This window comes from Tamlana sp. s12 (assembly GCF_016767215.1).
GTDB lineage: Bacteria > Bacteroidota > Bacteroidia > Flavobacteriales > Flavobacteriaceae > Pseudotamlana > Pseudotamlana agarivorans.
In genome coordinates this window covers 2769863-2785453 of record NZ_CP068547.1, presented here as the reverse complement: position 1 = coordinate 2785453, position 15591 = coordinate 2769863, and the positions used below count along the sequence as shown (strand labels likewise).

10 protein-coding genes are annotated in these 15591 nt (G+C 37.3%); all 10 read left to right on the top strand.

Features of this window, described 5'->3' with window-relative positions; genetic code table 11:
• Nucleotides 1-7: 7 nt before the first annotated feature.
• The 10 genes from JJL45_RS12130 (at nt 8) to JJL45_RS12085 (ending at nt 15591) form a co-directional block, all read left to right on the top strand.
• The gene (locus JJL45_RS12130) at nt 8-772 is read left to right on the top strand and encodes an SDR family NAD(P)-dependent oxidoreductase (protein WP_202664391.1); all 765 of its coding nucleotides are present in this window, start codon (nt 8-10) and stop codon (nt 770-772) included.
• A 22-nt stretch (nt 773-794) separates the two neighbouring features.
• Nucleotides 795-2198, top strand: a complete 1404-nt coding sequence (locus JJL45_RS12125) for a sulfatase (RefSeq protein ID WP_068602430.1) — start codon at nt 795-797, stop codon at nt 2196-2198.
• 18 nt (nt 2199-2216) lie between these two features.
• Nucleotides 2217-3671: an aldehyde dehydrogenase gene (aldA, locus tag JJL45_RS12120; protein WP_068602431.1), complete on the top strand. Its 1455-nt coding sequence runs from the start codon at nt 2217-2219 to the stop codon at nt 3669-3671.
• Between the two features lie 16 nt (nt 3672-3687).
• On the top strand, nt 3688-5262 hold the full coding sequence (locus tag JJL45_RS12115; RefSeq protein WP_068602432.1) for a sulfatase family protein: 1575 nt from the start codon (nt 3688-3690) through the stop codon (nt 5260-5262).
• 5 nt (nt 5263-5267) lie between these two features.
• Nucleotides 5268-7451 carry a glycoside hydrolase family 3 C-terminal domain-containing protein gene (locus JJL45_RS12110; protein WP_068602433.1) on the top strand — a complete coding sequence of 728 codons (2184 nt, stop codon included), beginning with the start codon at nt 5268-5270 and terminating at the stop codon, nt 7449-7451.
• A 14-nt stretch (nt 7452-7465) separates the two neighbouring features.
• The gene (locus JJL45_RS12105) at nt 7466-8560 is read left to right on the top strand and encodes a mandelate racemase/muconate lactonizing enzyme family protein (RefSeq protein WP_066218867.1); all 1095 of its coding nucleotides are present in this window, start codon (nt 7466-7468) and stop codon (nt 8558-8560) included.
• 14 nt (nt 8561-8574) lie between these two features.
• The gene (locus JJL45_RS12100; protein WP_068602434.1) at nt 8575-9621 is read left to right on the top strand and encodes an aldose epimerase family protein; all 1047 of its coding nucleotides are present in this window, start codon (nt 8575-8577) and stop codon (nt 9619-9621) included.
• A 41-nt stretch (nt 9622-9662) separates the two neighbouring features.
• Nucleotides 9663-10694, top strand: coding sequence for an L-rhamnose/proton symporter RhaT (locus JJL45_RS12095; protein WP_068602435.1), 1032 nt, complete (start codon nt 9663-9665; stop codon nt 10692-10694).
• A gap of 21 nt (nt 10695-10715) precedes the next feature.
• Nucleotides 10716-11939, top strand: coding sequence for a glycoside hydrolase family 117 protein (locus JJL45_RS12090; RefSeq protein ID WP_082935872.1), 1224 nt, complete (start codon nt 10716-10718; stop codon nt 11937-11939).
• 577 nt (nt 11940-12516) lie between these two features.
• Complete coding sequence (locus JJL45_RS12085; RefSeq protein WP_068602436.1) at nt 12517-15591, top strand: SusC/RagA family TonB-linked outer membrane protein; 3075 nt, start codon at nt 12517-12519, stop codon at nt 15589-15591.

Below are 15591 nucleotides of genomic sequence, written 5' to 3'. Positions count from 1 at the left end.
AATGAGCATTTTAAATACATTCAGTTTAGAAGGAAAAACAGCTTTAGTTACAGGTTGTAAAAGAGGAATTGGTAAAGCTATGGCTATTGGTTTGGCCGAAGCTGGTGCAAATATTATTGGTGTTTCGGCATCTTTAGAATTATCGGGAAGCGATGTGGCTAAAGAAGTGGAAGCTAGAGGAAAAAAATTCTCGGCATACCAATGTGACTTTTCAGATAGAAAATCGCTTTATAAATTTATTGAAGCTGCTAAAGCCGATCATCCACAAATTGACATTTTAGTAAACAATGCAGGAACTATTTTAAGAACGCCTGCTGCAGAACATCCAGATGAGATGTGGGATAAAGTGATTGAGGTAAATCAAAATGCACAATTCATTTTAACTCGTGAAATCGGTAAAGAAATGGTAGCAAGAGGCGCTGGAAAAATCATTTTCACAGCTTCATTATTAACCTTCCAAGGAGGGATTACTGTACCAGGTTATGCGGCTAGTAAAGGCGCTATAGGTCAGTTAACTATGGCTTTTGCTAACGAATGGGCAGGAAAAGGTGTGAATGTAAACGCCATTGCTCCAGGATACATCGCTACAGATAATACTGAAGCTTTAAGAAACGATCCAGCACGTTCGGAATCAATTTTATCACGTATTCCAGCAGGACGTTGGGGTAAAGCAGAAGATTTTGCTGGTCCAACAGTGTTCCTAGCTTCAGAAGCTGCTAGCTACATGAACGGTTCTATCGTGTTAGTAGACGGCGGTTGGATGGGACGCTAATCTATTCCACAATTAAATAAATATGAAAAACACTCTAAACATAATACCTTATAAATTTCCAATTTTAACAGCGTTTATTTTTGGAGTGTTTTCATTTGTATATGGTCAAAATCAGCCTAACATCATATTCATCTTATCGGATGATGCGGGTTATGCCGATTTTGGTTTTCAAGGCAGTAAGGAATTCAAAACTCCAAACTTAGATAAGCTGGCTGAACAAAGCATTCGCTTTACCCAAGCTTACGTATCTGCTGCGGTTTGCGGTCCTTCAAGAGCCGGGATTTTAACCGGGAAATACCAACAACGTTTTGGTTACGAAGAAAACAATGTACCTGGTTACATGAGTGCTTCTGGAACTACAGGCGATGATATGGGCTTACCACTTGATCAAAAATTAATTTCAGAATACCTTAAGGAACAAGGTTATAAAACGGCTTTATTCGGAAAATGGCATATGGGCAACGCCGACCGCTTTCATCCAACAAAACGCGGTTTCGATACCTTTTACGGATTTAGAGGCGGTGCGAGAAGTTATTACGAGTTTGATGAGAATAATAAAAGCTCTAGAAAAGAAGATCGCATGGAACGTGGTTTTGGCACTTTTGAAGAGACTAAACAGTATCTAACCGATGCCTTGGCTAATGAAACGGTTCAGTTTATAGAAGAAAACAAAGCACAACCATTTTTTGTCTATTTGTCATTTAATGCGGTGCATACACCTATGGAAGCGCATCCAGACGATTTAAAAAAGTTTCCAAAGTTAAAAGGCAAACGAAAAACTTTAGCAGCCATGACCTTGGCTTTAGATCGTGCCTGCGGAAAAGTATTCGATAAATTAGACGAGCTAGGTTTACGAGACAACACCATCATTGTTTTTACCAATGATAATGGCGGCCCCTCAGATACCAATGCGTCTTTAAATAAACCTTTAGGCGGTACTAAAGCCAATCATTTGGAAGGCGGTATTCGTGTACCCTTTTTAATGGCCTTACCAAATCAGCAACAAAAGCATACAACTTACCAATACCCCATAAGCACCTTAGATTTATTTCCTACGTTTTATAATCTAGCAGGAGGAAATGAAAAGCAAATTGCAGGTTTAGATGGTGTTAACCTATTGTCATTCGTAACAGGAGAAAACACATCGAGACCGCACGAAACATTGTATTGGAAGAAAGAGGTTAGAGGTGCCATTAGACACCAGGATTGGAAATTAATTCGCTATCCAGATCGCCCTGCAGAATTGTACAATTTAGCTGAAGATGAATCGGAAGTTAACAATTTAGCGACAACGCATCCAGACATTGTAAACGACTTATATAAGCAATTTTTTGAGTGGGAAGTGACTTTGGAACGCCCACGTTGGATGCTAAAACATCAATATGAAAAAGACGCCATAGAGCGATTAGATAAATACAGAAACTAATAATTAAAACGGTTAATTATGACAAAAATAAAAGACTATCAGTTATTCATTAACGGAGAATGGAGAACATCAACATCAGGAGAAACGATTGATATTGTAAGCCCATCAACTGAAGAAGTTGTTGCGCGCGTACAAAACGGAACTGCCGAAGAAGCTAATGAAGCTTTAGAAGCTGCCGATAAAGCTCAAAAAGAGTGGAAAAAATTACCAGCGCGTCAACGTGCTGAATTATTATATAAATTGGCGGATGAAATAGACGCTAATAACGAATATTTAGCCAATTTATTAACTAAAGAGCAAGGGAAACTTCTAAAGGTAGCCCGTTTTGAGGTGTCTGTTACGGCTTCATTTATTAGATATGCTTGTGAAGGTGCGCGTCGTATTGAAGGGGATATCATTCCTTCAGACAACCCTAACGAGCAAATTTGGATTCAAAAAGTACCTCGTGGTGTGGTTGTTGCTATTACCGCTTGGAATTTCCCATTAGCTTTAGCTGGTCGTAAATTAGGTCCTGCTTTAGTGGCAGGAAATACGATTGTTATTAAACCAACTTCCGAAACGCCTTTAGCTACTTTAGAATTAGGAACTTTAGCTAACAAAGTAGGTATTCCAGCAGGTGTTATCAATATCTTAACCGGCCCAGGTCGTGTTATGGGGAATGCTTTAGTGGAAAACCCAATTACCAAAATGGTAACCATGACAGGGTCTACGCCTGTAGGACAGCAAATTGCAAGATTAGCAGCGAATAACTTAACACATGTTCAATTAGAATTGGGTGGAAAAGCACCATTTATCGTGTTTGAAGATGCCGATATTGATGCAGCAGTTGAAGCGGCTTTACATTCGCGTTTTGATAACTGCGGACAAGTATGTACCTGTAACGAACGTATGTATGTGCATGAAGGTATTTACGATGTGTTTATGGAAAAATTCATTGCTAAAGTGAAAACTTTAAAAGTGGGTGATCCGATGTTAGAAGAAACCGATATGGGACCAAAAGTAAACGGTTCAGAATTAAAACACATGGAGCATTTAGTGGCCGTTTCTATTGAAGAAGGCGCTACAGTAGCCACAGGAGGAAAACGTCCTGAAGGCGCTCAATTTGAAAAAGGTTTCTGGTTCGAACCAACGGTTTTAACCAATGTAACACAGGATATGACGATTGTTCATGAAGAGTCTTTCGGACCTATTTTACCAGTACTTAAATTCTCTTCTTTTGAAGAAGTTATTGGTTATGCAAACGACTGTGAATACGGTTTAGCGGCTATGGTTTTCACTAACGATATGAACACCATTATGAAGTGTAATGATGAGTTAGAATACGGTGAAATCTATGTAAATAGAGGACATGGTGAACAACACCAAGGTTTCCATAACGGATATAAATTATCAGGTTCTGGTGGTGAAGATGGTAAATACGGTTTCGAACAGTATTTAGAAAAGAAAACATTCTACATTAAACATAAAGCTTAATTAAAACGTCAATATTATGATTTTCCCTAATCCGATTAAATTCAAATACCTCCTTTTAGCTGTGTTAAGCATCACTTTTATGCATTGTAAAAGCGATAAAAAACAAGCTGAAATTAAAGCTGAAAAAACCATAACACAACCTAATGTGGTGGTTATTTATTTAGACGATTTAGGGTATGGCGATTTAAGTAGCTATGGTGCAACGGCTTTACAAACACCAAATATTGATAAATTGGCTAACGGTGGTGTACGCTTTACTAACGGTTATGCAACCTCTGCAACGTGTACACCAAGCCGTTATGGCATATTAACAGGGGTGTATCCTTGGCGTAATAAGGATGCTAAAATTCTTCCAGGAACAGCTCCTTTATTAATTTCTACTACTCAGGAAACACTTCCAAAACTTTTTAAATCTAAAGGTTATGAAACAGCCGTTGTAGGGAAATGGCATTTAGGTTTAGGTTCTGGGCATGTCGATTGGAATAAACACATTTCACCGAGTCCTAACGAAGTAGGATTTGATTATTCATACATCATGGCAGCAACTCAAGACCGCGTGCCAACGGTGTATATTGAAAATGGCGATGTGGTTGGATTAGATCCAAACGATCCTATAGAAGTGAATTATAATAAAAACTTTGAAGGGGAGCCTACTGCAATTTCAAACCCTGAAATGCTTAAAATGAAATGGCACCATGGGCATAATAACAGCATCGTAAACGGTATTCCTAGAATTGGTTATATGAAAGGTGGTGAAGCAGCCAAGTGGAAAGATATCGATATGGCCGATCACTTTTTAGAGAAGGCACAGTCCTACGTTAAAAGTCATAAAGATCAACCTTTTTTCTTGTATTACGCACTACAGCAACCGCATGTGCCTAGAACACCTCATCCGCGTTTTGAAGGAAAATCTGGTTTAGGGCCTCGTGGCGATGTGATTTTAGAAGCCGATTGGGTAATTGGTGAATTTATAAATACCCTTAAATCTGAAGGACTTTTAGAGAACACTTTAATTGTTTTTTCAAGTGATAATGGCCCTGTTTTAAATGATGGCTATGAAGATGATGCGGTTGAAAAACTAGGAGATCACGATCCAAAAGGTGGACTTCGTGGTGGAAAATACAGTTTGTTTGAAGCGGGTACGCATGTACCATTTATTACCTATTGGAAAGGAAAAATAAAACCACAAGTGTCTGATGCTTTAGTATGTCAGGTGGATTTAATGGCCTCTTTTGCAACACTTATTGATGGTGACATAAAACCTTCAGATAGCAAAGACATTTTAAAAGCATTTTTAGGCGAAAGTCAAAAGGGACGTGAGTCTTTAATATTAGAAGCGAATACTAGAACTGCGTATCGTGAAGGCGATTGGATTATGATTCCGCCATACGAGGGCAAAAGTTATTATGAAGATGTTCAAATAGAAATCGGGATAGCTCCAGAGTATCAATTGTATAATCTGAAAACAGATCCTGGTCAGCAACAAAACCTTTCAGAATCTAATCCAGAACAATTAAAACTGATGGTTGAGCATTTCAATGCAAAGCGTGGCAATGCCTATTCAAACATTGAAGATTTAGAATTAAAATAAAATTTATGCGTAAATCTGTCTTCATTTTAAGTCTTTTTATAAGTCTGTTTCAAGCAAATAGCCAGCAATCTTTTGTTTGGTTTGATGAAGCTCTTCCTTTTGAAAAAAGGGTAGACGCCTTACTTGATGCTATGACTTTAGAGGAGAAATGCAGTCAATTTATGTCAGATTCTCCAGCCATAACACGTTTAGGAATTCCTGAATATAACTGGTGGAATGAAGCTTTACATGGGGTTGCCCGAAACGGAAAAGCTACAATTTTCCCTCAAGGGATTGCCATGGGCGCCACGTTTAACCCGGAATTAATTAAGGAAGTTGCTAATGCGATTTCAGATGAAGGACGGGCGAAATTTCAAGTATCAAAATCGATTGGTAATCGTGGTATGTATGCCGGATTAACCTATTGGTCGCCAAATGTGAACATTTTTAGAGATCCGCGTTGGGGTCGCGGACAAGAAACCTATGGTGAAGATCCGTTTTTAACTTCTAAAATAGGCGTAGCCTTTGTTGAAGGTTTACAAGGCGCTGACGAGAAGTATTTTAAATCAACCGCTTGTGCCAAACATTTTGCAGTGCATTCGGGACCAGAAGCTTTACGTCATAGTTTTAATGCAAATCCTTCTAAATTAGATTTATATGAAACTTACTTGCCAGCTTTTGAAGCTTTGGTAAAAGAAGGCCATGTGCAAGGGGTTATGGGCGCTTACAACGCTGTTTACGGCGAGCCATCAACAAGTAGTACGTTTTTATTAGATGAAACCTTGAAGAGAGCTTGGGGTTTCAACGGTTATATTGTTTCCGATTGTGGGGCTTTGGGAGATATTATGAAAGGTCATAAAAAAGCAAAAACTCAAGAAGAAGCAGCTGCACTTGCCATGTTAGCAGGTGTGAATTTAAACTGCGGATGGGTTTACCAAAAGTTAGCATCTGCCGTAAAAAAAGGACTTATCTCTGAAGACTTGATTAATGAGCGTTTGAGAAAATTATTCTTAATCCGATTTAAACTAGGCTTTTTTGATTCTGATGCTAGTAACCCATACACCAAATTGGGAACAGAAGTTATCAATTCCGAAAAGCATAAAAACATAGCGCGTAAAGCGTCTCAACAATCAATCGTTTTATTGAAAAATGAGAACAACGTTTTACCATTAGATAAAAATATAAAATCCCTGTATGTTACAGGATCATTCGCAGCTTCAACCGAAATTTTAATCGCGAATTATTACGGGATGTCGCCAAATATGGTAACCGTTTTAGAAGGTGTTGCCGATAAGGTGTCACTAGGCACTTCCGTAGAATACCGTCTTGGCGTTTTACCTTTTCAAAATAATTTAAACCCATTAAATTGGGCAGTTCAAGTGCCAAAAACCGTTGATGCTACCATTTTAGTCGCTGGAATTTCAAACGAAATTGAAGGCGAAGAAGTCGATGCTATTGCCTCGCAACACAAAGGCGATCGACAAGATTTAAAATTACCACAAAGCCAAATCGACTACATTAAAGATGTCAGTAAAAACAAAAAAGGGCCGCTAATTCTAGTTCTAGGTACAGGAAGTCCGGTGTCTTTAGAAGAAGTAGAGCCTTATGTAGATGCCATAGTTTTAATGTGGTATCCTGGCGAACAAGGCGGAAACGCGGTGGCCGATGTTATTTTTGGCGATGTATCACCTTCAGGGCATTTACCTATTACATTTCCTAAAAACGTGGAGCAATTACCACCTTTCGATGATTATAGCATGAAAGGACGCACGTACAAATACATGGAAAAAGAACCAATGTATCCTTTTGGTTTTGGATTGAGTTATGGCAAAATTTTATTTGAAGCCGTTTCACCAAAGTCTAAAACGATTAAAAAAGGGGAAGGGGTTTCATTTTTAGTTAACGTAAAAAATCAAAGTGATATCCATTTAGAAGATGTAGTACAGGTTTATTTAATTCCTGAAGACGACAAAGGCTTTCTTCCAAAATATGCCTTAAAAGCCTTCAAAAGAGTTGCATTGAAACCTAATGTATCACAAGAATTGACATTTACTTTAACCGATAAAGATTTTTATCAAACCGATTTAGAAGGCAAAAAAGCATGGCTAAAAGGACGTTATAAAATTGCGATTTCAAATGCCTTGCCAAGTGAGCGAAGTGTTAATCTCGGCGCTTCAAAACCGGTTGAATTTGGGATTAAATTACATTAAAAAAGCATAAAATTATGAGTACAAAAATAGCAAACATAAAAACAAGATTATTCACTGTGCCTTTACCAGAGGTAATGTCCGACGCTAAACATGGCGATCACTATCATTTTGAATTGGTAACAGTTACCATCACTTTAGAAGATGGTACCGAGGGCACAGGATATACTTACACCGGCGGAAAAGGCGGATTTGCCATTAAGGCCATGGTAGAACACGATTTTACTGAAGCTTTAATTGGTAAAGATGGTACCGATGTAGAAGGTATTTACGATTTCTTAGAATGGCACATTCATTACGTAGGTCGTGGTGGGATCGCTTCGTTTGCAATTTCAGCAGTCGATATTGCTTTATGGGATATTCGTTGTAAAAAAGCAGGACAACCACTTTGGAAAATGGCTGGTGGCGCAGGAAATACTTGTAAAGCCTATTGCGGTGGAATCGATTTAATGTTTCCAATAGAGAAGCTTTTAAGTAATATGAAAGGCTATTTGGAAAGCGGATTTAATGCCGTAAAAATTAAAATCGGACGTGAAAATTTAGAGGAAGATCTAGAGCGTATCAAAGCGGTTCGCGAATATATTGGGCCAGATGTAACCTTTATGGTAGATGCGAATTATTCGATGACCGTAGAGCAAGCTATTAAAGCCATTGAAGGGTTTAAAGACCAAAATATTACGTGGTTTGAAGAGCCTATTATTCCAGATAACTATAAAGGCTACGCCGAGATTGTTGATGCTACAGGATTTCCTTTAGCTATGGGTGAAAATTTACATACCATTCACGAGTTTGAGTATGCTATGGAGCAATCAAAACTATCTTTTGTACAACCCGATGCTTCCAATTGTGGTGGGGTTACAGGTTGGTTAGCAGCTGCTAGATTAGCCGATAAACATGGTATTCCAGCCTGTTCGCATGGGATGCAAGAATTACACGTGAGTTTAGTTTCTGCACAACCAAATTCAGGATGGTTAGAAGTGCATAGTTTCCCTATAGACCAATATACAACCAGACCATTAGTGGTAGAGAATCACCGTGCCGTAGCACCAGATTATCCAGGTGTTGGTGTTGTTTTCAACTGGGAAAAATTAAGTCCGTACGAACAAAACTAAACTAAACCCTACTTATGAAGATATTAAAAACGAATTTCGGACAATTAAAAGATCAAGATATTGCGTTGTTTACTTTATCAAACGCCAATGGTGTTGAAGTTAAAATAACCAATTACGGCGCGACAATCACTTCAATAAAAGTGCCTAAAGCTAACGGAACCATTGAGACCATCACCTGTGGTTTTGATACTTTAGAGAGTTATTTTTCTGAAGCATACAAAAACAATTCGCCTTATTTTGGAGGGACTGTTGGACGTTATTGCTCACAAATTAAAAATGCTGAGTTTTCTTTAAACGGAAAAACATTTCAGTTGGCAAAAAACGCAGGCGATAATAATTTACACGGCGGAATTGAAGGTTTCGATAAAAAAATATGGGAAGCTTCCTTAGTCGATACTAAAGATGCTTCAGCCATTAAAATGACTTTGTTAAGTCAGGATTTAGAAGAAGGATTTCCGGGGAATGTAAAGGTTTCAGTAAGCTTTACACTCAATAACAATAACGAATTAACCATTCAGTACGAAGGAACGCCAGATCAAGATACACCATTGTCGTTAACCAATCATACCTACTTTAACTTATCTGGTTTTTCAGAAAACATAGAAAATCATATCGCTAAAGTGTTTTCCGACAAACGCTTAGAAACCGATGAAACTGGAGCTGCTACAGGCGAGATTTTAAATGTTGAAGGTGAAGCCGACGATTTAAGAGACGGAAAAATGATTGGCGATGTGCATAAACAAATGAACGATGGTTTCGAGCATTTCTACATTTTTGATGCTGATGATTCTAAGTTAAAACACACGGCATCTATAACAGATCCAAATACAAAAAGACGCTTAGATGTGTACACCACAGAGCCTTGTATGCTACTGTATACAGGCAAATACACCTCAGACGATTTACAACGTGAAAACGGTCAGAAATTTGGAAAATACCGCGGATTTTGTTGCGAAACACACCGCTATCCAAACGGACCAAATATTGAGGGGTCTCCAAAGTCTGTAACCAAGGCTGGCGACATCTTTAAAAGTACCACCATTTTTAAATTTGGTTGGTAGAAACATGAACCAATTAAACCATTAACTTAATAAATTAAACTATGGGAATTTTATTAGCGATTACCGCGGGCATTATGCTCGGCTTTTGGGCCATGCCTGAAAAATACATAAAAAACTATGCCTTCGAAAATGCATGGGGTTTATGTTACTTATTTATGTTATGGGTGATACCATTTGTGGTAGCCTTTTCTATGATTAATAATTTTAGTCAAGTGCTAACCGATGTAGGAGCTCCAGTACTCCTAAAAATGTTAATTCCAGGATTCTTATGGGGTGTAGGTATGATGCTTTGGGGAAAGGCCATCAACTATATAGGAATGTCATTGGGTTTTTCCATTTTTATAGGCACTATTATCGTTGTAGGTTCCTTATTACCATGGGGACTATCTGGTCTTCCAGAGTTAGAAACCGGAGGTATTAATAGAGCGAAAATCATAACCATTTTAGTAGGCATCCTTATCATTTTTTCGGGTATCATGTTAAATGGTAGAGCTGGAATATTGCGTTCGGCTAAAGAGAATACCGATGGCGATAAAACTTATGATGGTTCCATGCTTACAGGTATCATAATAGCCATAATTGGTGGTGTTTTATGTACTGGTTTTAATGTGGCTTTAGAAATTACACACGAAGGTGAGGTTGCTAAAAATATTATTAGTGATATGGTTGTAGCTCAAGGCAATGCGGCCTGGTTAACGTCTGTGGCTTCTATGTTTATCGTGTATGTATCTGGTGGTGTTTTTGTGGTGCCGTACTTCGTTATTATGTTAAGCAAAAAGAAGTTATGGGGCAGTTTTAAAGTGCCAGAAGCTGGAAAAAACATCAGTTTAACCGGGCTTATGGCAGCCTTGAATTTTGCGGCCTCAATCGTATTTGCCTATTCATCCTTTGTTTTAGGTAGTGAAGGAGGCTCTATTGGTTATGCTATTTTCAATACCTTGTCGGTAGTAACAGCAGTAACCGCAGGGGTATTTGCCAACGAATGGAAAGGGGCACCTGTAAAAGCAAAATCAGCTTTATATTTGGGATTAGCCGCTATGATCATTGGTGTATTAATCATTGCTTTTTTATAAATTTAAAAACTATATATTAACATGAGACATAAAATAAATTTAACCGTATTAGCTTTAATACTTATGATGAGTGCTTGTAATCAGAAACCTGAGAACCCTCAAAAAGCTGAAGAAACCAAAACAACAGACACAGCGCCAACTGAGGCGCAAATTGACTTTTTAGGAATCACCGATGCCAATCACCTTAGTGCTGCTTCAAAAAGAGCATTACAATGGCCAACCGATTTAGGTAACGAATGGTTTATAGAGTTTTCACAACTTCAACCTTTAAAGGGAGATTTAGCATATGAAGAAGGTGTGGTGCGTCGTGACCCAAGTGCGATGATTAAGCACGACGGAAAATACTATGTGTGGTACAGTAAATCTGTTGGAAAAACGGATGGTTTTGCAGGAGATATTGAAAATGATAAAGTATTCCCATGGGACCGTTGTGATATTTGGTATGCTACTTCAGAAGATGGTTGGACATGGAAAGAAGAAGGTATGGCAGTGCCAAGAGGAGAAAAAGGTAGCTACGACGATCGTTCGGTTTTTACTGTGGAAATTATGGAAAACGACGGTATGTACTACTTATGTTACCAAACCGTGAAATCACCTTATAATGTACGTGTTAAAAATCAAGTAGGTTTAGCTTGGTCGAATTCGCCTGATGGTCCTTGGACAAAAAGTGAAGAACCAATTTTAAGTCCAGCAGATAATGGGGTTTGGAAAGGAACTGAGCAAAATAGATTTTTAGTAGAGAAAAAAGGAGATTTCGATAGCCATAAAGTACACGATCCTTGTATTATTCCTTACAAAGGAAAATTCTACTTGTATTATAAAGGTGAGCAAATGGGTGAAGCGATTACTTTTGGCGGACGTCAAATTCGTCATGGTGTGGCTATTGCCGATAATCCTAAAGGGCCTTATGTAAAATCACCGTATAACCCAATTAGTAATAGTGGTCATGAAATTTGTGTATGGCCGTATAATGGAGGTATTGCTTCATTAATAACTACTGATGGTCCTGAGAAAAATACCATTCAATGGGCTGAAGATGGTATAAACTTCGAAATTATGTCGGTTATTCCAGGAGTTAATGCCCACGCTATTGGTTTAAATAGAACGGCAGAGGTAGAAAAAGAACCAACAGAAATATTACGTTGGGGCTTATCTCATATTTATAATTCTTACGATTATCAAAGTATTATGCGTTTTGAGTCGCATAGAAAAACAACTCATGTTGCCAAAGGTGAAAGTAACTAGCGGGAATAATTTTATATTTGTTATTTTTTACTTTGTGAGGGCCTTCTAATTTTTTAGAAGGCTTTTTTTTTCCAAAAATTTAGGTTTAATTCAGCTTCAAATGGCTAGATAAAAATGCTTTAAAATTACAAAATATTAAATAATGTGTTATGCCATGTCAAGTTTCTATTTGTTAATAAAAGAGTATTTAAATTTTGTAATATGAAATTAAAAGAGATCATTTTTGCGACATTGATAAAATTGCTTGTTTTTTAGCTTGCATGGTCTTCTTTTTTAGAATAATTTAACGTTTAATAGGTGTAAATAGTTAAAGAAATGTGAAAATAAGCCTAATTACCCCCTATATTTTTATAGATTTTCACTTACAAAATCTGTACAAAGGGAATAAATGTTAGTTTTAACTTGTTGAAAATCAGAGTATTTTGAGTTTGTCTAGTTTTAATCGAGTCTCAATTTTGTGTGTCGCTTAAAGGTATTTATAAATTAGCAATTGTTAACCTTTAGGTGTTATGCTATTGTTAATAGTTGACTCTAAATTAAGGAATAACTAAAACTAACTATTTCTAATTATTTAAGTATGAAACAAAAATTGAAATTATGGAGGAACAAATTTTTATTGGTTTGTTCTTTTCTATTGCTAACGATTACAAATGCTTATGCACAAAACACCGTTGGAGGTGCAGTTGTGGATGAAAACGGTATTCCGTTGCCGGGAGTTGCAATTGTAATAAAAGGAACAACGGTTGGAACAGTAACAGATTTTGATGGTGAATTTTCGATAGAAGCAAGTTCGGGAAATACCTTAGTCTTTACTTTTTTAGGTTACCAAGCTCAGGAAGTGGTAATCACCGATCAAAGGAGATACAAAATTTCCTTACAAGAAGATCTTCAAAGTCTTGAAGAAGTTGTCGTAGTTGGTTACGGTACACAAAAGAAGAAAGAAGTAACAGGAGCTGTTGGTTTAGTAACTTCAGATGTCATTGCTAAAGCACCAGTAGCCGATTTAGGTGAATCTATTCAAGGTCAAGTTGCCGGTGTAAATGTGCAATCTAGTAGCGGTAGACCGGGAGAGGCTGCTAATATTCAAATTAGAGGTTTAGGGTCTGTAAGTAATACAGCGTTAGGTCCTTTATATGTAGTAGATGGTGTTCCTTTTCAAGGAAACCCAAACATTCCAACAGAGCAAATTGAGAAAATAGATATCTTAAAAGATGGTGCCGCTGCTGCGGTTTATGGTACAAGAGCTTCTAATGGTGTAATTATTATAACTACCAAAAAAGGTACTAAGGGAGATATAAAGGTTAACTTTAGCACTTATGGTGGGGTTCAAAACATTACTTCAGGAACACCTTTACAGAATACCAAGCAGCAAATGTATTCAGAGAAAGTAATGCTGGAAGCTTTAGGAAGAGAGCCTTTAATCTTTTTCTTTAATCCAAATGCTTTGGATTATGACACAGATTTTGTTGGCGATGTTCAAAATAACAACGCAGGTATTCAAAATTATAGTTTAGGTGTTTCTGGCGGATCTGATAATTTGACCATGAACTTAAGTACCGATTATTTCAAACAAGATGGTGTCTTAATTAATTCTGGGTTCGATCGTTTAAGTACACGTTTAAATGGTCAGTTTACAAAAGGGAAATTTAGAGCTTTTGCAAGTTTAGCTATTTCTCAAGAAAATAGAGAGCAAGAGCCATGGGGATTGTATGAGTATTCTATGTCTCAAAAACCTTGGCAACCAGCAATAAATCAAATTCAGAGTGCAGGTGAAAATACAGTTGAAATTCCTGTACGTAATGCTATTCTTTACAGTTATTTATCTAGAGAATTAGAAAATGAAGATACTAGAAAAACCAACAGTACTAATATTGCTGTTAACTTGGAATATGAGTTTTTTGATGGCTTTAGTTATCAACTTAATGGTGGTATGAATACTTATAACTACCAACGTAAATTTTTCAGACCACAGTATTTAGTTTATGATTTTCAAGGAGATTATAATCCAACGGCTTCTAGGCCTGATGCTATACTAGATGAAGATTATATCTTTACCGAGCGTCGTGTACTTGAAAATTTATTTAAGTATCAAAAAAGCTTTGGTAAGCACAACTTAAACTTACTAGGTGTGTTAAGTTACGAGGAGTTTACATCTAAATCACTAAGTACAGGTGTAATAGGTTTATTAAGTAACGATACACCAGCATTAGGGGCAGGGACTGAAGCGATAAAACCAAGTAGTTATGATTTTGTAAATACCTTAACTGGTAAACTGTTTAGAGTACAATACAATTACGATGAGCGTTATTTGTTTTCAGCGAGTTACAGACGTGATGGGTCATCAAATTTCGCACCTTCAAATCGCTATGGTGATTTTATGGGGTTCTCAGGGGGTTGGAACATTAGTGAAGAAAAATTCTTTAACGTTGATGCTATTAATAATTTAAAACTGAGAGCAAGTTGGGCTGAAGTTGGTAATCAAAGTATACCGCCATATTCGTATTCTCCTCAGATAGAAAGTGGTATTAATTATCCGCTTGGACCGAATGAAGACTTAGCGGTAGGAGCTATTCAAAGACGTTATGCCGATCCTAATATTAAGTGGGAAACAAGTGTGTCTTCAAACATTGGTATCGATTTGAACATGTTCAAAAACCGTTTTAGCTTTACAGCGGATCTATATGAAACGAAGAAAGAGGATATGCTTATTGAAGAACGTTTACCTCCTTCATCAGGAACATATCACACAAGAGCTTTAGGGGTGTATGATGTCCGTACAACTAATGCTGGTAACATGGTGAATAGAGGTATTGAATTGGCGGCCTCTTATAGGAATGAAACTACTGGAGGATTGAAATATAATTTAGCAGCGACCTTTACTAAAAATGTTAATGAAGTGACAGACCTTAACGGTGTGGAACGTGGATATGGTAATGGACGTCCAGTAATTTCATTAGGAGATAATATTGATTATACAACCTATTTAGCTAAAGGTTATGAGGCTGGTGCTTTCTTCTTAGTGCAACATGATGGTGTTATTAAAACCGATGAACAGTTAGCTGAATATAGAGCTATTGAACCAAGTGCTCAAATTGGGGATATGATGTATATTGATGAAAATAATGATGGTAAAATTGATGATAATGACCGTGTTTATTCGGGGTCAGGACAAGCAGAATTTGAAATGGGCTTCAATTTAAATCTGGAATACAAAGGCTTTGATTTTTACGCACAAACTTATTATTCTCAAGGGGCTGAAATTTATAATGGAGCGCGTTTATATGCATACACTCAAGGAAGACATGAAGAGCAGTTCTATATGTGGACACCTCAAAATGCAGATTCTAATGTGCCTACATATAGACAAGATGCATACCATAGTAACGTAAGAGCACGTTCTGATTATTTTATCGAAGACGGGTCTTACTTTAGAATTAGAAACTTAACATTAGGGTATACAATACCCTTACCTAATACTAACATTCTAAAACGTACAAGAATATATTTTACAGCAATGAACCCGTTTACATTTACAAATTATACAGGGTATGATCCAGAAGTTGGAGGGGATGGAATATTTACACGTGGTGTAGATCGTGGAAATTACCCTGTAACACGCCGATTTATTATTGGTGCGCAATTTAATTTTTAA